At 66.1% G+C, this 20,552-nt stretch carries 17 protein-coding genes; 9 read left to right on the top strand and 8 right to left on the bottom strand.

What is annotated here, in order from left to right:
* The first annotated feature begins 95 nt into the window (after window positions 1-95).
* From ABIB45_RS18160 to nboR, 4 genes are all read left to right on the top strand, one after another.
* Window positions 96-1,304 (top strand): acyl-CoA dehydrogenase family protein, encoded by a 1,209-nt coding sequence (locus tag ABIB45_RS18160; RefSeq protein ID WP_354217245.1) that lies wholly within the window; start codon window positions 96-98, stop codon window positions 1,302-1,304.
* Window positions 1,305-1,736: 432 nt separating this feature from the next.
* Window positions 1,737-2,234: a 2-oxo-4-hydroxy-4-carboxy-5-ureidoimidazoline decarboxylase gene (uraD, locus tag ABIB45_RS18155; RefSeq protein ID WP_354217244.1), complete on the top strand. Its 498-nt coding sequence runs from the start codon at window positions 1,737-1,739 to the stop codon at window positions 2,232-2,234.
* Complete coding sequence (uraH, locus tag ABIB45_RS18150) at window positions 2,231-2,572, top strand: hydroxyisourate hydrolase (RefSeq protein ID WP_354217243.1); 342 nt, start codon at window positions 2,231-2,233, stop codon at window positions 2,570-2,572. Before uraD ends, uraH begins: the two co-directional genes overlap by 4 nt.
* Window positions 2,573-2,687: 115 nt before the next feature.
* Window positions 2,688-3,350, top strand: coding sequence for a nicotine blue oxidoreductase (nboR, locus tag ABIB45_RS18145; protein ID WP_354217242.1), 663 nt, complete (start codon window positions 2,688-2,690; stop codon window positions 3,348-3,350).
* 12 nt (window positions 3,351-3,362) lie between these two features.
* Here nboR and ABIB45_RS18140 read toward each other — a convergent pair whose 3' ends face one another.
* From ABIB45_RS18140 to ABIB45_RS18115, 6 genes are all read right to left on the bottom strand, one after another.
* Window positions 3,363-4,130 (bottom strand): SDR family oxidoreductase, encoded by a 768-nt coding sequence (locus ABIB45_RS18140; protein WP_354217241.1) that lies wholly within the window; start codon window positions 4,128-4,130, stop codon window positions 3,363-3,365.
* Between the two features lie 148 nt (window positions 4,131-4,278).
* Window positions 4,279-7,113 (bottom strand): molybdopterin-dependent oxidoreductase, encoded by a 2,835-nt coding sequence (locus tag ABIB45_RS18135; protein WP_354217240.1) that lies wholly within the window; start codon window positions 7,111-7,113, stop codon window positions 4,279-4,281.
* Between the two features lie 2 nt (window positions 7,114-7,115).
* Window positions 7,116-8,066 (bottom strand): FAD binding domain-containing protein, encoded by a 951-nt coding sequence (locus ABIB45_RS18130; RefSeq protein WP_354217239.1) that lies wholly within the window; start codon window positions 8,064-8,066, stop codon window positions 7,116-7,118.
* Entirely contained in the window at window positions 8,057-9,391 is a 1,335-nt protein-coding gene (locus ABIB45_RS18125) for an XdhC family protein (protein ID WP_354217238.1), read from the bottom strand. The genes ABIB45_RS18130 and ABIB45_RS18125 overlap by 10 nt, the downstream gene beginning before the upstream one ends.
* Window positions 9,392-9,515: 124 nt before the next feature.
* Complete coding sequence (locus ABIB45_RS18120) at window positions 9,516-11,048, bottom strand: NCS2 family permease (protein WP_354217237.1); 1,533 nt, start codon at window positions 11,046-11,048, stop codon at window positions 9,516-9,518.
* A 14-nt stretch (window positions 11,049-11,062) separates the two neighbouring features.
* A complete protein-coding gene (locus ABIB45_RS18115) occupies window positions 11,063-11,557 on the bottom strand; it encodes a nucleoside deaminase (RefSeq protein WP_354217236.1) in 495 nt (164 codons plus the stop codon).
* Window positions 11,558-11,962: 405 nt separating this feature from the next.
* Between ABIB45_RS18115 and ligD the strand changes: the two genes are divergently transcribed.
* Window positions 11,963-13,207, top strand: a complete 1,245-nt coding sequence (gene ligD, locus ABIB45_RS18110) for a non-homologous end-joining DNA ligase (protein ID WP_354217235.1) — start codon at window positions 11,963-11,965, stop codon at window positions 13,205-13,207.
* A gap of 8 nt (window positions 13,208-13,215) precedes the next feature.
* Here ligD and ABIB45_RS18105 read toward each other — a convergent pair whose 3' ends face one another.
* Window positions 13,216-13,428: a hypothetical protein gene (locus ABIB45_RS18105; protein ID WP_502914545.1), complete on the bottom strand. Its 213-nt coding sequence runs from the start codon at window positions 13,426-13,428 to the stop codon at window positions 13,216-13,218.
* Window positions 13,429-13,776: 348 nt separating this feature from the next.
* Between ABIB45_RS18105 and pucL the strand changes: the two genes are divergently transcribed.
* On the top strand, window positions 13,777-14,685 hold the full coding sequence (gene pucL, locus ABIB45_RS18100) for a factor-independent urate hydroxylase (protein ID WP_354217234.1): 909 nt from the start codon (window positions 13,777-13,779) through the stop codon (window positions 14,683-14,685).
* Window positions 14,686-14,866: 181 nt separating this feature from the next.
* Entirely contained in the window at window positions 14,867-16,375 is a 1,509-nt protein-coding gene (locus ABIB45_RS18095) for a nucleobase:cation symporter-2 family protein (RefSeq protein ID WP_354217233.1), read from the top strand.
* 149 nt (window positions 16,376-16,524) lie between these two features.
* Here the strand turns inward: ABIB45_RS18095 and ABIB45_RS18090 are convergent, their stop codons facing one another.
* The gene (locus tag ABIB45_RS18090) at window positions 16,525-17,280 is read right to left on the bottom strand and encodes an IclR family transcriptional regulator (protein WP_354217232.1); all 756 of its coding nucleotides are present in this window, start codon (window positions 17,278-17,280) and stop codon (window positions 16,525-16,527) included.
* Window positions 17,281-17,500: 220 nt separating this feature from the next.
* Here ABIB45_RS18090 and ABIB45_RS18085 point away from each other — a divergent pair, with 220 nt between their 5' ends.
* The gene (locus ABIB45_RS18085; RefSeq protein WP_354217231.1) at window positions 17,501-18,904 is read left to right on the top strand and encodes an NAD-dependent malic enzyme; all 1,404 of its coding nucleotides are present in this window, start codon (window positions 17,501-17,503) and stop codon (window positions 18,902-18,904) included.
* Between the two features lie 34 nt (window positions 18,905-18,938).
* Complete coding sequence (aceB, locus tag ABIB45_RS18080; protein WP_354217230.1) at window positions 18,939-20,552, top strand: malate synthase A; 1,614 nt, start codon at window positions 18,939-18,941, stop codon at window positions 20,550-20,552.

The following is a 20,552-nucleotide window of genomic DNA, read 5'->3' as shown; positions in this document are numbered from 1 at the left end:
GACGCTTTACGTCACAAGACTTCGGGATCGCGCAGGTGCGCACCCTACGGTGGACGGGCGACACCTCCGTCCCGCCAGAGCCGAAAGAACCAGCCATGGATAGCCTGCACCAGAAGTTCCAGCCGATTTTCGATCGTATTGCCGCTGGCGCCGCAGAACGGGAACAAACGAGGACGCTGCCTTTCGAGCAGATCGGCTGGCTGCGGGACAGCGGCTTCACGGCCCTGCGTGTTCCTGCGGAATACGGCGGATCCGGCATCCGGTTGCCTGAGTTCTATGAGCTGCTGATTCGCCTGTCCGCCGCCGACCCCAACCTCCCGCAGGCGCTCCGGTCCCACATTTCGCTGATCGAATTTCATCTGGCCGAACCCCAAGGTGAGCTGACCGAGTGGTACCTGGCAGAGGCCGGCCGCGGGAAGATCTTCGGGAACGGCGTCACGGAACCCGGCGCGGGCTTCAGCGGCGGCTTCCGCACGCGCATCACGGACGGGGAGGGCGGGGCCGTGCTCAACGGAGAGAAGTTCTACAGCACGGGCACGCTGTACGCCGATTACATTGCGGTGGCGGCGGGGTACAGGGACGAAGCATGCGTGTACGCCGTGGTGGCAGCAGACCATCCGGGCGTGGAGCGCCTGGACGACTGGAACGGGTTTGGCCAGCGGCTCACGGCCAGCGGAACCACCCGCTTCAAGGACGTACCGGTTATTTCCCGGAATTTCCTGCGCTTCGGCGGAGCAAGCGAAACGTTTATGACCGCCCAGTTCCAGCTGATCCTGCTGTCCTGCCTGGCGGGCATTGCAGAGGCTGCCGTCCTCGACGCCAGCGAGTACGTCCGCGGACGCAAGCGCTCCTTCAGCCACGGCCTGGCAGACTTACCCCGGGACGACGCCATGGTCCAGCAGGTAGTGGGCCGCGTATCAAGCCTGGCCTTCGCCGCCAAACACACAGTCCTCGCCGCCGTCGCCAGCCTCGAGCACGCACTCGCAACAATGGCCCAGCACGACGAGCAAACAACTTACCGGGCACTGACAAAAGCCGAACTTGATGCCCAGCAGGCCCAGATCGTGGTGGCTGACCTCGTGTTGGAGGCAACCACCAGGATGTTCGAAGTCGGCGGTGCGTCCGCCGTGGACCGAGGACTGAACCTGGACCGGCACTGGCGCAACGCGCGCACCGTCAGCGCGCACAACCCCACCATCTATAAGGAACGCAGCGTGGGCGATTTCCGGATCAACGGCACCACTCCCGTATACGAGTGGAGTGTGGGCGTGGCGGCTGCCCGGGCCGTCGCGGTGCCTCAATAGCAGCACCCACCAAAGTGGGACCGGACGACGCCGGGACCTTTCGGCGTCGTGCGCTCTTGTTTTGCGGCTCTAGCCCTGGTCGCTGCCGCCCGCCGGAAGTACGGTGCCGGTGATGTAACTGGCGTCGTCGGAGGCCATCAACAGGATCGGCGCTGCCTGTTCCGGCCGCGTTCCGTAGTGCTTGAACAGAGTACTCTCGGTGGTCTGGTATAAATACGGATTTGGGCATATTGAGACGCGGCGGGTCTGACTATTCCTGGGCTGCGGAATCGTAACGCAGGCGACCCATAGTCCCGTCGCCGTCAGTTGACATCACTAGGGCGCGTGCGGTTGACTTTTGCATATGCTGAAATAAAAGTTCCACGATGCGGAATCAACCATCCGCATAGCTGACACCGTGGATGCCAGCATCAAAACACGAGGACCTGTCTAGTGCATCTTGAACAGTTCAATGCGGCCGGCCGCGAGGAGGCCGCCGATTTCCTGCGTCCATGCCTGGACGTCCAACGCTGGATCGACGAGCTCGCCGACGCGCGGCCCTATTCCAGCCTTGAAGCTCTCCTGGCGGCGGGCCGCGACGCGGCGAACCCCTTCACCCTTGCAGAGGTTGACGCTGCCCTCGCCCACCATCCGCGGATCGGCGAGCGGGCACGGGGCGACAGCGCTGAAGCCAAGCTATCGCAGTCGGAACAGGCCGGATTGGGCGTGGCCGATGCCGCCGTCGCGCAGGCACTGGCGGAAGGCAACCGGGCCTACGACGAGAAATTCGGGCAGGTCTTCCTGATCCGCGCCGCCGGCCGCACCCGTGAAGAGATCCTGGGCGCCCTCAATGCCCGGCTGGCCCACACCCCCGAAGAAGAACAATTAATCATTGACCAGCAACTGCGGGAAATCGCAGTGCTCCGACTCGAAGGGCTGATCGCCGAATGAGCACCTCCCATGTCACCACCCATGTCCTTGATACAGGCTCCGGAAAGCCGGCGGCGGACGTCCCGGTCATCCTCAGCGTGCTCGACGGCGAGCGGTGGGTCCGGATCGCCGAAGGAAACACCGATCAGGATGGCCGCATCAAGGAACTAGGACCGGACAGGCTGCCCTCGGGGACCTACCGCCTGGCCTTCGACACGGGCAAGTACTTCGCGGCCAGTGGCACCGAAACGTTCTTCCCGGAGGTGACACTCACGTTCGGCGTGGTGGAGTCTGAGGCCCACTATCACGTGCCGCTCCTCCTGAGCCCGTTCGCGTACTCCACGTACCGCGGCAGCTAAACCGGCCTTTCTGACACTCCCCCGGCGCCTAACCCACTCATCAAGACGACAGTTGACGGCGATGTTCGCCCGAAACACTGCCGTCAATTCTCTTCCAGCTGGATAGTCTGGGGCGATGGCTGGCCTGGACACCGAACGCACGACGGCGGTGCTGCTCGCTGCGGGTGCTGGGACGCGGCTGGGTCTCGGGCCCAAAGCGCTGCTTGGCTTCCGCGGCCGCACGCTCGTTGAAGTCTTGGCGGAGGTGCTGCTAGCCGGCGGCTGCCGGGGAGTGGTGGTTGTGCTTGGCGCGGACGCGGCAACGGTCCGCGCCGCCACTGATCTGAGCCGCTGCCGGGTCATCGAAAACGCGGACTGGGCCGGCGGCATGGGCAGCTCGTTCCGGGCCGGCGTGACGGCGGCGCCGCCGGAAGACCATGTGCTCATCGCGCTGGTGGACCAGCCGGGGCTGACCGCTGAAATTGTCGCCCGTTTGTTGGCATTGCACCGGCCCGGGCGCGTGACAGCCGCCGCCTATCGTGGATCCGACGGAAAGCTCTGGCGGGGACATCCGCTGCTCCTGGATTCCAGCCTCCGCGCTGAAGCCGCTGGAACGGCAACGGGGGACGCCGGGGCACGTTTCTTTCTCCAGGCCCATCCCGACCTGATCGATCTCGTGGATTGCAGCGACCTCTCCGGCGGCGGGGACGTTGACTCCCCCGGCGACCTGCACCTCCTCGAAGCTGCAACGCGGGGTCAGATACCGCCCAAAAAACACCGCGGGATGGGCCGTATCTGACCCCGCGTTGGTTTAGCCGCGGCCGACGAACGGCATCCCCGCGGCGGTAATGACCACCGAGCCGACACTGGCCGACGCCGGCATGCCCGCCATCAGCAGAACCGCCCGGGCGGCGTCCTGCACCGGAAAAGTCGGCTCCACCCTGCGGCTGCCGTCGGCCTGCAGGGCACCGGAGTCCACGCCGATGGTGCTCATGATGTCCGTGGCCGTATTGCCAATGTCGATCTGGCCGCAGGTGATGCCGAAGCCCCGGCCATCCAGTTCGATGCTCTTGGTCAGCCCCGTCATGGCGTGCTTGGTCACCGTGTAGGCCACCGTGCGCGGCCGCGGCGAGTGGGCCGCAATGGACCCGTTGTTGATGATCCGCCCACCCTGCGGCTCCTGGGATTTCATGGCCCGGACGGCCGCGGCGGCGCACAGCATGGAGCCGGTAAGGTTCACCGCCACCACCGCATTCCAGTCGGCCACGGAGATTTCATCCACCGATGCCGCCGGACCGAACACGCCTGCGTTGTTGAACAGGACGTCCACCCGCCCCCATGTCCCGAGAGCCGCGGCGAAAAGGCGCTCAACGTCGTCGGGCACTGTGACGTCGCAGGCCACCGTCAGCGCCTGGCGGTGCCCGGCCGCGGACTCGAGCAGCGGGGCCTCACGGCGGCCGGCCAACACCACGCGGTATCCCTCGGCCAGCATGAGCCGCGCCACCGCCCTGCCAATTCCGGAACCTGCCCCGGTCACGACGGCCACCCTGGAGTCTGCGGGCCGGCGGGAGTCAGTCATGTGGGTGCCTTTCGAAGGGTTGCGTCCGCGCGCAGCGTGAGTTTCTGCAGCGGATATCGGCCAGCCTATGACAGTCTCCGGCCGGGGCCGCCGCGAACCACGCGAACGGGGTTACAAACGGTTGCTTCGCTCACGACGCGGGGTTGGTTTAGACGAAGGGGACCATGCCGGCTTCCTTCAGGGCCAGGTAGATCCTGTCCCGGGCGATCGGCAGCGACGCAAACCGGACACCGGTGGCATCCCGGATGGCGTTGGCCAGGGCGGGTGCCACCGGATTGAACGGGCTTTCGCTCATGGATTTCGCGCCGAGCGGGCCCAGCTTGTCGTTGGTGTCAGCGAAGTACACCTCACTCCGGGGCACGTCGGCGAAAGTCGGGACGTGGTACTGGCGCAAGATGTCCGTGGTGACCCGGCCGGCGGCGTCCACCACCACTTCCTCGTACAGCGCGGCGCCCAGCGCCTGCGCGATGCCGCCTTCGATCTGGCCACGGCATTGCCGCGGGTTGACCACCACGCCGGCATCAGCGGCCTGGACACTCTGCAGGATCCGCAGCTCACCCGTGCCGCTGTTCACCGCAACGCGGAAGCCGTGCACGTTGAAGGCCACCGACCGCGGCGTGCCTCCCCAGCGCCCCTCAGCGGCAAGTTCGACGCCAGCTTCCGCGGCGGCGTGCGCCAGTTCAGCCAGCGGCACGGGCATTCCTTCGCACACCACCGTGTCGCCGTCGAGCACGCAGCCGGCGGACTGGACCTGCCGGATTCCGGCGGCGAACGCCCGGATATGGACGGCCAGTTCCTCTGCGGCGGCGAGCGTCGCCTTCCCGGCCACCACCGTGCCCGCCGATCCGAACGCACCGGTGTCGTGTTCGATCAGGTCGGTATCGGACTGCCGGACCGCAACCCGCGAGGCGTCCGTGGACAGCGCGGTGGCGGCGAGCTGGGCGTGCACCGTGGTGGTGCCGTTGCCGAACTCGGCGGTCCCGACGTCGGCCTGGTACGTTCCGTCGGCCAGGAGCCGGAGCTTCGAATGGGCAAAGTGGCCCCGTGGCGGCACCGTATCGATCATGGACAGCGCCGTGCCCTCGCCGGTGGCCCACTCCGGGCCAAGATCGTCCAGCCCCGCCGCGCGGTACCGCTCGGCACCCCGGTCCAGGGCATCGCGGACCAGGTTCAGGCACTGATCCAGGCCATAGCTGCCGTACTCGACGTCCGCTTCGGGCTCGGAGTGGGTGGAGAGCATGTGGTCGCCTTCGCGGACCATGTTCCGGCGGCGGAACTCCAGCGGGTCCATGCCGATCCCCACGGCGAGCTCGTCCATGGCGGATTCGATCGCGAAGATCGTCTGGCTCAGCCCATACCCACGGAAGGCACCTGAGGGAACGGTGTTGGTGTACACCGCTTGGGCGTCCACCTTCTTGTTGGCGCACTTGTACACACCCAGCGACTCGCCGCAGCCGTGGAACATCACGCCGGGGGCGTGGTTGCCGTAGGCACCGGTGTTGGTGAGGACCTCCAGCCTCAGGGCAGTCAGCTGCCCGTCCGCACTGGCACCGGCCTTGAGTTTGATGGTGAAAGGGTGCCGGGTGGTGGTGGCGGTGAACTGCTCCGTCCGGGTCAGTTCGAGCTGGACCGGGCGCCGCAGTTTCAGGGCCGCGAGCGCCACGATGTCCTCCGTCAGCACTTCCTGCTTGCCGCCGAACCCTCCGCCCACCCGGCCGGCCACCACGCGTACCTGGTCCTCCGGCAGCCCGAAGACCCGGCACAGCGTGCGGCGGACCAGGAACGGGACCTGGCTCGAGGTGCGGACCTGGAGCCGGCCGTCACTGTCCACGGACGCGATCGCCGCGTGGGTCTCCAATGCGAAGTGCTGGACGCGCTGGGTCTGGTAAGTCTGTTCATGGATAAAGCTGGCCGCCGCGAAGCCCGCTTCCACGCTGCCCAGTTCGGAGTGCAGCTCGGCCACCACGTTCTGCTCCGGCCGTGCAATCCGCGCCGTTTGGCTGTCCTTGTCGCCGTGCACCTGAGGGGCACCGGGGTGGATGGCGTCCTGCGGGGTGAACACAGCCCGCAATTCCTGGTACTGGACCTGCAGCGCCAGCACGCCCGCTTCCGCGGCGGCCACCGATTCGGCGACGACGGCGGCAACCCGCTGCCCGATGAAGCGCACCACGTCATCCAGCACCCGGGTGTCATCCGGGTCGTCGGTGTACAGCTCGTGCTGCGCGGTGGAGAACAGCTGGCCCGGCGCGTCGAGGTGCGTGAAGACTGCCACGACGCCGGGAACTTTCAGCGCTTCCACGGTTCTGATGGACACGATGCGGGCGTGGGCGTGCGGCGAGCGCAGTAGTTTCAGGTGGAGCAGGCCCTGCAGCTCGTCTGCCGGCACATCGAGCGTGTAGCGGGCTGTCCCGGTGACCACGGCGCGGCTGGCGGGGGCCGGGACGTCGTCGCCCAACTGTCCGGGCTGCGGATCCGCCTGGCCTTCCCCGGCGATCCCGGAACCGTGCCCTTTCGGGTCGTGGTGCCTGGCGCCCCCACACACGGCGTCCGCGATGGCACTGTAACCGGTACAGCGGCAAAGGTTGCCCTTGAGGTTCCGGGGCAGGTTCTCCTTCTGCTCGTCGGTGAAGGTGGCCGCCGTCATCAGCATGCCGGCCGTGCAGAAGCCGCACTGGAAGCCCTGGCGTTCCATAAACTGCACTTGGACCGGGTGCAGGTCAGTTCCGGCGGCCGCGGCGCTGTCCCGTCCGGCTGTTGCGGCCAGCCCTTCGATGGTGGTAACGGCGTGCCCCTCAGCCCGGACGGCCGGATAGATGCAGCTGTGCACCGCGGTGCCATCCACGTGCACAGTGCATGCTCCGCAGTCGCCGCCGTCGCAGCCCTTCTTCACGCCCAAGTTGCCCTGCTCCCGCAGGAAGGTACGCAGGCACTGCCCGGGCCGCGGCGCGGTGTCCGCGGCGGTTCCGTTGATCTCGATGGCCATGGTCAGGCCCCCTTTGGCTGCGGTGTGGTGGGCTGGGGTTGCGCGCTGGGCTGCGCCGAGCCGGCGTGGGGCCGCCCGGATGAACCGGTCCAGAAGTCGCCGGAAACCGTGAACTGTTCGTCCAGCAACTCGGCGCGGATCTCCTCCACGAGGCGGTAGGTCATGTCCCGCCGCCAGGCCGGCAGCCCGTGGATGTCGTTGTGGTAGAGGTCGTCGGAAATAGTGCCTTCGAGGGCCGCGGCCAGTTCGCCGGCGTCCGGCAGCGCGTCAAAGCGCAGCTGCACGGGCCGTTTGGTCGCCGCGGTGACCGTAAGGACCAATGAGGTCCCGCCGTCGAGCCTTCCGATCAGCAGCACCCCCGAGCGGCCCAGATTGCTCAGCGACAGGCGGCGGAACGCCACCCGGGAGGAAAGGGCCGACGCCGGCAGGTGGACACTGCGCAGCAGCTCGCCGGGTGCCAGGCAGTTCGTCGCGTCGCCAGTAATGAAGTCGGCCACCGGCACGCTGCGGCTGGCACCGCCCGGACCGAAGATGGTCGCCACGCCGTCGAGTCCTGCGCAAAGAGAGATGACCGGTCCGGCGGGCAGCGACGTGCAGAGGTTGCCGCCCACCGTGGACATGTTCCAGACCTTGAAGGAAGCCACAAAGGAATCACAGCAGGGCCGGACCAGGTCCAGGCCGGGCCAGCTCCGGCCTGCCGCTGCCGCCGAGGCGGGGACGTCATAAAGGTCGGCGATGGTGCAGGTGGCCGCCAGTTCGATCCCGGCGTCCGTGACGGTGACGGGTGTCCAGCCGGCCGAGCCCAGGTCCAGCAGGCGCTTGAGCGGTTCGGGCCCGAAGGCGTAGCTGCCGTAGGAAAACAGCACGGTGCCGCCGGCGAGCCAGGCGTCGCCGTCGCGCCAGTCTGCTGGGTCCGTAGTGGGGACCACTGCCTCGATGGTGTTCATGTCCATGCGATCTCCTGGTGGCTGACGAAGGCCGGTACCGGTTCGCGACGTGTTGCCTGCGCGGTGTACGTGTCGTGGTGGATGGGGCCGGTGGTGTCCCGCAGCGGCGTGCAGGACGCGGCCAGGCGGCGGGACGCGATGACTTCGGCCGTGACGGACACGGCGACCTCGGCCGGGGTCACCGCGCCGAGGTCCAGCCCGATGGGTGAATGCAGGTGTGCGATCCGCTCCGGCGGGACTCCGGCGTCCAGGAGGTTATCCACCCGCTGGAGGTGGCTGCGGCGCGACCCTATGGCACCAACGTAGGCAACGTCCAGGGCCAGCGCGGTTTCCAGCAGCGGGATGTCGAACTTGGGGTCGTGGGTCAGGACGCAAACCACCGTGCGCTGGTCGACGCGACCGGCCGCGGCCTCAGCCCCCAGGTAACGGTGCGGCCACTCCAGGACCACCCGATCGGCGCCGGCGAACCGGGCCTGGGACGCGAACGCCTGCCGGGCATCCACCAGGGTCACGTGGTAACCAAGGAGCTGCCCGGCCGGAATGATTGCCGCGCCGAAGTCGTTGGCTCCAACGACCAGCATGCGCGGCGGGGCCAGCCGGGATTCCACTAGGAGGGTCACAGGTTCTGTTGCGCCTGACCTCGGCGTCGCGTCCGGACCGGCGGGGCACATAGCCGGCGCACCCAGCTGCACCAGGCCCGTTCCACCGGCCCGGAGGAGAGACCCAAGTTGCGCCGGTAAGGCGTAGTTCCGGCCGCCCTCGTCCACATCAGTTGTCCCCGCAAAACCCAACAGTGCCTTCAGCTCTGGAGCTTCTGCCACCAGGAAGGTGGCCGGATCCGGGATGACGATGGCGGTGCTCCCGCCGCCATCCAGCCGACGCACCAGGGCCACGGGTTCGCCCGGCCCCACGTCCGCCAGCTGCAGGAGCGCCGCGCGCAGCGCTCCGACACAGGCCTCAGTCCCGGCGTCGCTAGCTATGTCGCTCCCGGCCGGCCAGTGCGCCGAACTGTCCAACGGAACGGGCTGGATGTGGATGTCGAGCTCTCCCCCACAGGTGAGGCCGGCGGCGAACGCATCGGCGGCGCTGTAACCGAACGCCTCAAGGCGGGCGCCGCCGTCGTCCATTGCGTCCAGGGCCAGCGCCACCACGGCGCCCTCCACGCAGCCGCCGGAGAGGCTGCCCAAAACAGCGCCCGATTCGGACACCAGCATGGACGTTCCCACCGGCCGCGGGGACGAGCCCGTGGCCGCCACAATGGTGGCCACGGCGAACCGGCCGCCGGCAAGAGTGGACGCCCAGCTGCGGAGTGAAGGGATCAGGTCAAGCATGTCGGTGCTCCTTCTGCCGCGTGGCGGTGGTGTCCATATTGTCGTTCCTCAGCTGTGGTTCCGGAAGCAGCGGCGCGGGCTGTCGCGGTGCGCGCTGTGGGGATGCCGACTGTCGCGGTCCCCGTCAGCCGCCTAGCAGCGCGTTGATCGGGCCGCGGGCGAAGTACACCAGGAAGCCGGCGCTGACCACCCACATCAGCGGATGGATCTTCTTCGCCTTCCCCGACGCTGCACCGATGATGGCCCAGCTGACGAAGCCCACGCCGATCCCGTTGGCGATCGAGTAGCTCAGCGGCATGGTGACAATGGTGAGGAATGCCGGCAGGGCCACGGAGAACTTGCTGAATTTGATCTCACGGATCTGCGCCATCATCATCGCTCCCACCACCACCAGGGCGGCGGCGGCAACCTCGATCGGGACCACGCTGGTGAGCGGCGTGAGGAACATTGAACCCAGGAACAGCACGCCGGTGACCACGGAGGCCAGGCCGGTGCGGGCGCCTTCGCCGATCCCGGCCGCGGAGTCGATGTACACCGTGTTGGACGAGCCGGAGGTGGCCCCGCCCGCAACGGCGCCGAAGCCTTCCACGATGAAGGCGGACTTGAGCCGCGGGAAGGTGCCGTCCTTGTGGGCGACGCCGGCGCTCTTGGCCAGCCCGGTCATGGTGCCCATGGCGTCGAAGAAGTTGGTGAACACCAGGGTGAACACCAGCATGGTGGCGGCGAGTCCGCCGATCCGGCCGAACGCGCCGAACATGTCGAACTGCCCCATTAGGCCCAGGTCCGGGGCGGAGACCAGCTGCCCGGACAGGACCGGGGTGTTCAGGTGCCAGCCGCCGGGGTTGGTGGCGCTGGCCGGGCCGATCGTCATGAATGCTTCGACGACGGCGGACAGTACGGTGGTGGCGACGATGCCGATCAGCAGGCCGCCCTGGACCTTGCGTGCCACGAGGATTCCCATCGCGAGCAGTCCGACGACGAACAGCAGGGTGGGGATGGAGGTGATGGAGCCGCCGTCGCCCAGCTGCACGGGCGGGCCGCCCGCCGTCGGCCGCACGAAGCCGGAGTCCACGAAGCCGATGAAGGCTATGAAAAGGCCTATGCCCACCGTGATGGCGGCCTTGAGCTCCTTCGGAACTGCCCGGAAGATAGCCGTCCGCGCTCCGGTAACGCCGAAGAGGACGATCAGGATGCCGTTGATGACCACCAGGCCCATGGCCTCGGGCCAAGTGACTTCCTGGATGACGGAAACGGCCAGGAACGAGTTGATGCCCAGCCCTGCGGCGAGTCCGAACGGCAGGTTGGCCACGAGCCCGAAAAGGATGGTCATCACGCCGGCGGTGAGGCCGGTGACGGCGCCCACCTGGGCGGCGGAGAGCCAGCCGCCGGCGACGTCGGTGGGTGCGTTGTCTGCGCTGAACCCGCCCAGGATCAGCGGGTTGAGGATGACGATGTACGCCATGGTGAAGAACGTGACCAGGCCGCCGCGGAACTCGCGGGCAATCGTTGAGCCGCGTTTGGTGATGTGGAAGAAGCGGTCCAGTACGTTTTCCGGTGCCGGGGGCTTGGGGGTGCCGGGCGCAGGAGTGGTGAGTGCCGTGGTGATGCGGGGCCGTGGAGCCGAATGCTCCTCGTGCGATTGATCCAGGATGGTCATCTCAGCCACCGGCCCTAGTAGTCGATCCTGGATTCGAGCGCGTTCCAGGTGTTGAACGGCTCCAGCGGGGCGGGCGCCTGGGCATCGCCGAGTTCCAGTTTGGAGACCGGCATCAGGGAATCCCTGTCCTGGTTCTCAAAGTATTCATAGAAGACGGCGTCGTCGAATCCGACGGAGGCTGCGTCGTGGCGGTCCGCGGCGAAGACCACCCGCTCAACCCTGGCCCAGAGTGCGGAGGCCAGGCACATGGGGCATGGTTCGCAGCTGGTGTAGAGGACGGCGCCGCTGAGGTCGAAGGTGCCGAGTTCCCGGCAGGCCGTGCGGATGGCGGTGACCTCGGCGTGGGCTGTGGGATCGTTGTCGGCGGTGACGCGGTTGACGCCGTCGAACGCCTGGCCATCAGCCGTGACGATCATGGCCCCGAAAGGGCCTCCGCTGTTCAGGACGTTGGCCGTTGCCAGCCGGATGGATCTGGCCAGAAACTGTTCGGCCGTGACGGTTGTACTCATGATGCGACTCCCTTTGCTGGGAAGCCGGTAGCCTGTTGCAGGCCCCAAGGGGACCAGGTGCGACGGTTACCAGGCTTCAGCATGTGCTGTGAAGGTTAAGTTGCGCCTGGTAGATAGCTTTCCCGGTGGCCGGGTGCCCGCCTTTGGCAAGATCGAGACTAGCACCGGAATGTGGGCCACGCCATACCTTTCCGGAAATAAAATTTCGCAATGTGAAATCTAGGTTTCCGGTTCATCACACCCTGTTCATCCCACCCGGACCCTAAGGCGCCGGACCCCACGCCGCCGGACCCTAAGGCGCCGGCCTCAAAGACACCGGACCCTACGCCGCCGGACCCTAAGGCACCCGCCTCAAAGAGCGATTTTGCTCTGGCCGCCATATCCGATCGTTGCTAGCGTGGCGGCATGAGCCCGTCGAAGACCCCGGCCGAGATCCTCACCATCGACGGCGCGGAGGTCCGCATCTCGAGTCCGGACAAGGTGGTGTTCCCCGAGCCAGGGCTGACCAAGCTGGACCTGGTGCGCTACTACCTCGCCGTCGCGGATGGCGCCCTGCGCGGTGCCGGCGGCCGGCCCATGGTGCTCAAGCGCTTCCCGAAAGGCATCGACGCTGAGCCGTTTTTCCAGAAGCGCGTACCCGAGAGCCACCCTAACTTCATCGACACGGCCACCCTGCACTACGCTTCCGGGACGTCCGCAGAAGAGGCCGTCATCCGGGACAGTGCAGGCCTGGCATGGGTGGTGAATCTTGGCTGCCTGGACCTGAACCCCCATCCCGTCCGCGCGGAGGATCTCGAGCACCCCGACGAGCTCCGGGTGGACCTCGATCCGATGCCGGGGGTCGACTGGTCCCAGATTGTCGACGTCGCGCATGTCGCGCGGGAGGTGCTCGACGACGTTGGGCTGGTGGGGTGGCCGAAGACCAGCGGGTCGCGCGGCCTCCACATCCTGGTGCGCATCGCGCCGCAGTGGTCCTACCGCGACGTGCGGCTCGCCGCCGAAACCCTCGCCCGCGAGGTCGAGAACCGCGCGCCGGGCCTTGCCACCGCGCGGTGGTGGAAGGAGGAGCGCGGGGAGAGTGTGTTCGTCGACTTCAACCAGAATGCCAAGGACCGCACCGTGGCATCGGCATACTCGGTCCGAGCCCTCCCCGACGCCCGGGTCTCGACGCCGCTCACCTGGGACGAGGTCCGGTCGGCGCGGCCGGAACAATTCACGGTGCGCACGGTGCCCGGACGTTTCGCGGAGATTGGCGATCCGCATACCGGCATCGACAACGCCGCCGGCGCCCTTGATGGGCTCCTCGCCCTGGCTGCCCAGCTCGGCCCCGCCGAGAAGGCACCACGTGGGGGTGACGGCTCGGGCCGCCGGCAGTCGGTGATGCCGCTTATCGAGGTGGCGCGGACCAAGACCAAGCCCGAGGCACTGGCGGCGCTCGAGGAGTGGAAGTCCCGGCATACGCACGTCGTTCCCGCCCTGCACCCGGCCGATGTGATGGTCGATGGAATGCGCGGCTCGAGCTCGCTCTGGTACCGGGTTCGGGTGAACCTTCAGCACGTTCCCGAAGCGGAGCGTCCGCCGCAGGAGGAGCTCATTGCCGATTATGACCCGTGGACCGGCAAGGAGTGGCCGGGAGGCCCAGGGTCCTGACGCCGGCCCTACCGGCCAAAAACAGGAAGCGCGCGGAGCCAATGGAGAAAGCCGCCGTCCTGCCGGTCTTGCTCGGCAGGGATGCTGAAATCCGGATCCGTGCCACCCCCGCGGGGGAAGTAGAACTCCTGGACTGACGGTGCAGCCGTATTCACCGGTGCAACCGGCGTGTTGTCCTGCTGGTACATCTGATCCTCCTCTGAGGCCGCTGGTTCTTTCACTAGCCTACCTAATTCCACCTTGTGGAACTTCTTTTCTGCTATATGAAATCATACGATTGGCGGGTGAGAGGCGTCAATAGGGGCCAGGTGCAGCGAAGGGGCGCAGCGGTCACAATCGCAAAATAGGACTAGTGATGTACAACACCCCATAGTCTGAGCTACGCTGGCTCCTACATCGTGGCGTACGTCACGAAACCTGGGAGCAGCAGGCAGGGTCGTAATGAGCTGACATCAATCGATGTCGGCTCATTTTTTGTTGGGTCGACGGAACGAGAACGCGTGGGAAACACGCGCTTAATTTCTATGCGGGACTCTGGTCCCACATACCGGAAGTTGGGAAATCTGACCATGAGCAGCAAAATCATCCTCGGCAGCAACCAGTTCGGCAAAGCGGAGGTCCGGGTCGTCAAGATCACCCGCGACACCGAACGCCACCAGATCGAAGACCTGAATGTCACCTCACAGCTGCGCGGCGACTTCGAAGCAGCGCACCTCGACGGCGACAACAGCCATGTGGTACCCACGGACACCCAGAAGAACACCGTCTACGCCTTCGCTCGTGAAGGCGTCGGCTCCCCCGAAGCTTTCCTGCTGCGCCTCGGCGAGCACTTCACGTCCAGCTTCGAATGGGTGGACGGGGGCCGCTGGGAAGCCGAGTCCTACAGCTGGAACCGGATCCAGGCACACGGCGCTGAGCACGACCACAGCTTCGTCCGCAACGGCCAGGAAGTCCGCACTGCGGTGCTGGTCCGGGACGGCGCCACGGAACACCTGATCTCGGGCCTCAAGGACCTGACCGTCCTGAAGTCCACGGAGTCGGGCTTCGCCGCGTACCCAAAGGACAAGTACACCACCCTCCAGGAGACCACGGAGCGCATCCTGGCCACTGACGTCGCCGCCCGCTGGCGGTTCAGGACGGGCACGGATTTCAGCTCGTTCGACTTCAACAAGAACTACGACGACGTCAAGAGCCTCCTGCTCGAAGGCTTCACCGAAAACTACTCCCATGCCCTGCAGCAGACCCTCTTCGACATGGGAACCAAGGTCCTGGAAGCACACCCGGAGATTGATGAGATCAAGTTCTCCATGCCCAACAAGCACCACTTCCTGGTGGACCTCTCGCCGTTCGGCCTCGATAACCCCAATGAGGTCTTCTTTGCGGCCGACCGCCCGTACGGCCTGATCGAAGCCACCGTCCTCCGTGAGGACGCCGCGGGTGCCGAAAACGCCTGGATGGGCATCGCCGGCTTCTGCTGATCCTAGCCACCGGCCCATCCCGCCCCGCCTCGGAGTTTTTGTCCACTTACAGCGGCTTCAGGGCCTCTAAATCCGCTGTATCTGCCCAAAAACTCCGCGGCCGGGCAGCAACATTCCCAAAGATCCATAGCCAGACACGTTAGCCAGACGAAGACGTCTGCCATGAACCAGAAAGTCTGCCATGAAAAGCAAAAAGAATTCGGCCTCGGCAGTTGCCGGCAAAGGCCATAAGGGATCGGGGCGCCCGGAAGACCAGCGCCTCTCCGTCGGCAGTAGCTTCGCCTACGGCTTCCAGCACGTCCTGACCATGTACGGCGGCATCATTGCCGTTCCCCTGATTGTCGGCCAGGCAGCCGGCCTCTCACCCGCCGACGTCGGCGTACTGATCGCCGCGGCTCTCTTCATGGGTGGCCTGGCCACCCTGCTCCAGACCATCGGCATCCCGTTCTTCGGTTCGCAGCTGCCCCTCGTGCAGGGTGTGTCATTTGCCAGCGTGGCAACAATGGTCGCCATCGTCACCGGCGGCGGCGGGTTGCCTGCCGTGTTCGGCGCGGTGATCGTCTCCGCCGCCATCGGGCTGCTGATCGCCCCGGTGTTCTCCAAGATTGTGCGCTTCTTCCCTCCCGTGGTCACCGGAACAGTCATCACCACCATTGGGCTGACCCTGATGCCGGTCGCGGCAAACTGGGCCATGGGCGGCAACCGCAAGGCCGAGGACTACGGCAGCATGGCCAACATCGGGCTGGCCGCCGTCACCCTGGCCCTGGTGCTGCTGCTGAGCAAGCTGGGCAACGCCACCATTTCCCGCCTCTCCATCCTCCTGGCCATGGTGGTGGGCACCATCATCGCCGTCATCACGGGCATGGCGAACTTCGCCAAGGTGAGCGAGGGTCCCATCGTCGCTTTCCCCACCCCGTTCCACCTTGGCGCCCCCACATTCGAGATTGCCGCCATCATCTCCATGGTGATTGTGGTACTGGTGATCCTGACCGAAACCATGGCCGACATCTTGGCCGTCGGTGAAATCGTGGGAACCCGGACGGACTCCAAGCGGATCGCAGCAGGCCTGCGCGCCGACATGGTCTCCAGCCTGGTGGCACCGGTCTTTGGTTCGTTTACCCAGAGCGCCTTCGCACAAAACGTGGGCCTGGTGGCCGTCACCAAGATCAAGAGCCGGTATGTTGTTGCCGCCGGCGGCGTGATCCTGGTGCTGCTGGGCCTGCTGCCGGTCCTGGGCCGGGTGGTCGCCGCAGTGCCTACCGCCGTCCTGGGCGGCGCGGGCATCGTCCTGTTCGGAACCGTGGCTGCCAGCGGCATCAGGACTTTGGCCAAGGTGGAGTACAAGAACAACATGAACCTGATCATTGTGGCCGCCTCGATCGGTTTCGGGATGATCCCGATCGCCTCCCCCACGTTCTACGACAAGTTCCCTGCCTGGTTCGGCACCATTTTCCACTCCGGCATCAGCTCGGCAGCCGTTATGGCCATCCTGCTGAACCTGCTCTTCAACCACCTGAAAGCCGGCAATTCGGAGAACCAGTCGGTGTTTGTGGCCGGGACCGGACGCGTCGTCCGGGAAGAGGACCTCAAATGCCTGTCCCACGGCGACCGTTACGAGGACGGCAAGCTGATCGACTGCGACGGGAAGGAAGTCCCGGTCCAGTCATCCGAAAAGGCGTCGGAGCACTAACTCACCGCACGAGATGACGTACGACGACGGCGGCCCGCTCCAGGAAGGAGGGGCCGCCGTCGTCAACGGCACCAAAGTTTTTGTCCAGATAAGCCGCCGAAAAGGGCTTAGTGGGCCGCATAGCTGGACAAAAACTCCAGCGGGGGGTGTCAGTTGCGGTTGAGCTCGTCCGAGATGGCCTGGGCGGCCTCGCGCAGCATGGGCACGGCACGCTCGGCAAATGACTGGTCCACGCGGGACACCGGCCCGGACACGGAAATGGCGGTAGGAGTGGGAGCGTTGGGAACGGCCATGGCAAAGCAGCGCACACCCAGCTCCTGTTCCTCCTCATCGATGGAGTAGCCGCGTTCCCGGATGCGGCCCAGGTCGGCCAGCAGGGACTCGATGTCGCCAATGCTCTTGGCGGTGGGCGTCGGCATCCCGGTCCGGGAGACCATGCCGCGGACCATGTCATCGTCGAGCTGGGCGAGGATCGCCTTGCCCACGCCGGTGTCATGGGTGTGGGCTCGGCGCCCCACCTCGGTGAACATGCGCATGGAGTGCAAGGAAGGCACCTGGGCCACGTATATGACCATGTCAGAATCGAGCACCGCCATATTGGAAGTCTCCCCCAGCCGGTCCACCAGCGTCTTGAGCTGCGGCCGGGCCACGGCGCCCAGCTGTTTGTTGGCGCCTTCGCCGAGCCGGATGAGCCGGGGGCCCAAGGCATACCGGCGGTTGGGCAGCTGGCGGATGTAGCCCAGGGTAACCAGGGTGCGCAGCAGCCGGTGGATGGTGGGGAGCGGCAACTCAGTGGAGGAGGAGAGCTCGCTGAGAGTCACCTCTCCGCCGGCATCGGTGATGAGTTCCAGCAGTTCGAAGACGCGCTCAACGGACTGCACGCCTCCGGAGGCTTTTTCGGCCATTCCGTTGTCTCCTAGTGGCTCAGATTCTGACAACTCTTATCCACATCGTGAAAAGCGTTGCTTAGAGCTCTTAAGGTACAGCACCACCCGCCCGCAGGCGATGCCGCCAAAGTTGACTGACAAGTAGTTGCTTTTCCACTTTGCAGATAATAATATCCATAATACGAAAACATTCGATTGAGACGTGGCCCGGACTGGGCCTGTACGAGGAGGAAATTCAATGGCGAACCCGAGCCCCGGAAATTCGATCACCCTGCGCGTCGCCGCGCCGTCCAGCTTTACCGCAACCAGCGAACTGGCCGCAGCCGTCGCTGCCGCCGGTGCGGCCGTTACCGCACTGGACGTGACCGAGTCCCATCACAACACCCTTGTTGTAGACGTCACCTGCAACACCACCGACGAGGCGCACGCGGACCGCATCAAGGATTCACTGAACGCGCTCGACGGCGTTACGGTCCAGCACGTTTCCGACCGCACCTTCCTGATGCACCTCGGCGGCAAGCTCGAAGTCGTCCCCAAGGTAGCCCTGCGCAACCGCGACGATCTCTCCCGCGCCTACACACCCGGCGTCGCCCGCGTCTGCCTCGCCATCGCCGAGGACCCGGCAGCTGCCCGCAACCTCACCGTCAAGCGCAACACAATCGCCGTCGTCACCGACGGTTCCGCAGTGCTGGGCCTTGGCAACATCGGCCCCGCAGCAGCCCTGCCGGTCATGGAAGGCAAAGCCGCCCTCTTCAAGCAATTCGCCAACGTGGACGCCTGGCCGGTCTGCCTGGATACCCAGGACACTGAAGAAATCATCATGATCGTCAAGGCCCTCGCCCCGGTCTACGGCGGCGTGAACCTCGAAGACATCGCAGCCCCGCGCTGCTTCGAGATCGAGAACCGCCTCCGCGAGGAACTCGACATCCCGGTCTTCCACGACGACCAGCACGGCACCGCAATCGTCACCCTCGCCGCCCTGGTCAACGCGCTGCGCGTGGTGGACAAAAAGCTCTCCGAGGTCCGCATTGTGGTTTCCGGCGTCGGGGCCGCCGGCTCAGCCATCATCCAGCTCCTTAAGGCCCAGGGCGCGGAGCACATCGTCGCCGCGGGCCGCTCCGGTGCTATCCACTCCGGCCAGCAGTACGACGACGAGCACCGCACCTGGATCGCGCGGAACACCAACGAGGAAGGCTTCTCGGGCACCCTGCACGAAGCCATGGCCGGTGCCGACGTGTTCATCGGCGTCAGCGCCCCGCACGTGATCGGCGAAGAGCAAGTCGCGTCCATGGCCGATAACGCCATCGTGTTCGCCATGGCCAACCCAACACCGGAAATCGACCCGGTTGTCGCCGCCAAACACGCCGCGGTGGTGGCCACGGGCCGCAGCGACTTCCCCAACCAGATCAACAATGTCCTTGCCTTCCCGGGCTTCTTCCGGGGGCTGCTGGACGCCGGGGCGTCGGACATCACGCCGGAGATGCTGGTGGCCGCCGCCGACGCGATCGCCAACCGGGTAGCTGACGACGAGCTTAATGCCAGCTACATTATACCGAGCGTGTTTGATCCCCACGTCGCCGCTGATGTGGCCGCCGCCGTAGCGGCAGCCGCAACACCCGTCACCGTCCTGGCCAACGACTGACCGCCCCACTTCCAGCACAAGGAAAGGACCAGAAATGGCTATCACTGTCACAAACCCCCGGCCGATCGAACGTGCGGAGGAAATCCTTACCCCGAAGGCCCTGGCGTTCCTGGAGGAACTCCACCTCCGGTTTGCCCCGAGCCGCAACGAACTTCTTGAAGCCCGCGGCGTCAAGCGGCAGAAGGTCGCCGACACCGGCAGGCTGGATTTCCTGCCGGAAACCCAGGACATACGCGACGGCGACTGGCAGGTAGCGCCGGCCCCGGCAGCACTGCAGGACCGCCGGGTGGAAATGACCGGCCCCGCCAGCCCCGCCAAGATGGCCATCAACGCCCTGAACTCCGGCGCCAAGGTGTGGCTGGCTGACCTCGAGGACGCCAGCACCCCCACCTGGGCCAACGTCATCGACGCCATCCTGAACCTGCGCGACGCCGCCAAGGGAACCCTGAGCTACACCTCCACCGAAGGCAAGGAATATACGCTCCGCACCGACGCGCCGCTCGCCGTCGTCGTGGCCCGTCCGCGCGGCTGGCACCTGCCGGAAAAGCACCTGCTGATCGACGGCGAACCCGCCGTGGGTGCGCTGGTTGACTTCGGCCTGCACTTCTTTCACGTGGCCAAGCAGCTGGTCCTCAACGGCCAGGGCCCGTACTACTACCTGCCGAAGATGGAGAGCCATCTCGAGGCCCGCCTCTGGAACGAGGTCTTCGTGTTCGCCCAGGACTTCCTGGGCCTGGACCAGGGCAGCATCCGCGCCACCGTCCTGATCGAAACCATCCCGGCCGCGTTCGAGATGGACGAGATCCTCTACGAGCTGCGGGACCACGCCTCCGGACTGAACGCCGGACGCTGGGACTACCTGTTCAGCATCATCAAGTACTTCCGCGACGCCGGCGAGGAATTTGTGCTCCCGGACCGCGCGTCCGTGGTCATGACGGCTCCGTTCATGCGCGCCTATACCGAGCTTCTGGTCAAGACCTGCCACCAGCGCGGGGCGTTCGCCATGGGCGGCATGGCTGCTGTGATCCCCAACCGCCGCCACCCTGAGGTCACCGAGGCCGCCTTCGCCAAGGTCCGCGCGGACAAGACCCGTGAGGCCAACGACGGGTTCGACGGTTCCTGGGTGGCCCACCCGGACCTGGTCCCCACCTGCCGCGAGGTGTTCGACGGCGTGCTCGGCGACCCGGAAAACGGCGGCCGCCCCAACCAGCTGGACAAGCAGCGCCCGGAAGTTTCCGTCACCGCCGATCAGCTCCTGGACATCGCTTCCGCGGACGGCCAGGTCACCGAGGCGGGCCTGCGCCTGAACCTGTACGTCGCCGTCGCCTACACCGCGGTGTGGCTCTCCGGCAACGGCGCGGTGGCCATCCACAACCTGATGGAGGACGCCGCCACCGCGGAAATCTCCCGCTCGCAGGTGTGGCAGCAGATCCGCAACAAGTCCGTCCTGGCAGACACCGGAAACACCGTCACCCGCGAACTCGTGGAGCGGGTCCTGGGCGAGGAAACGGAACGGCTCCGGACCGAATTCGGCGACGAAGCTTTCCGCCTCTACTACCAGCCGGCCAGCCAGCTGATCGGCGACATCTGCCTGTCCGAGGACTACACAGACTTCCTCACCACCCCGGCCTACGAACTGGTGGGCTGA

Origin of the sequence: Arthrobacter sp. UYCo732, from assembly GCF_040547265.1 — a bacterium.
Classification (GTDB): Bacteria; Actinomycetota; Actinomycetes; order Actinomycetales; family Micrococcaceae; genus Arthrobacter.
This window is presented reverse-complemented; position numbering and strand designations above follow the sequence as displayed.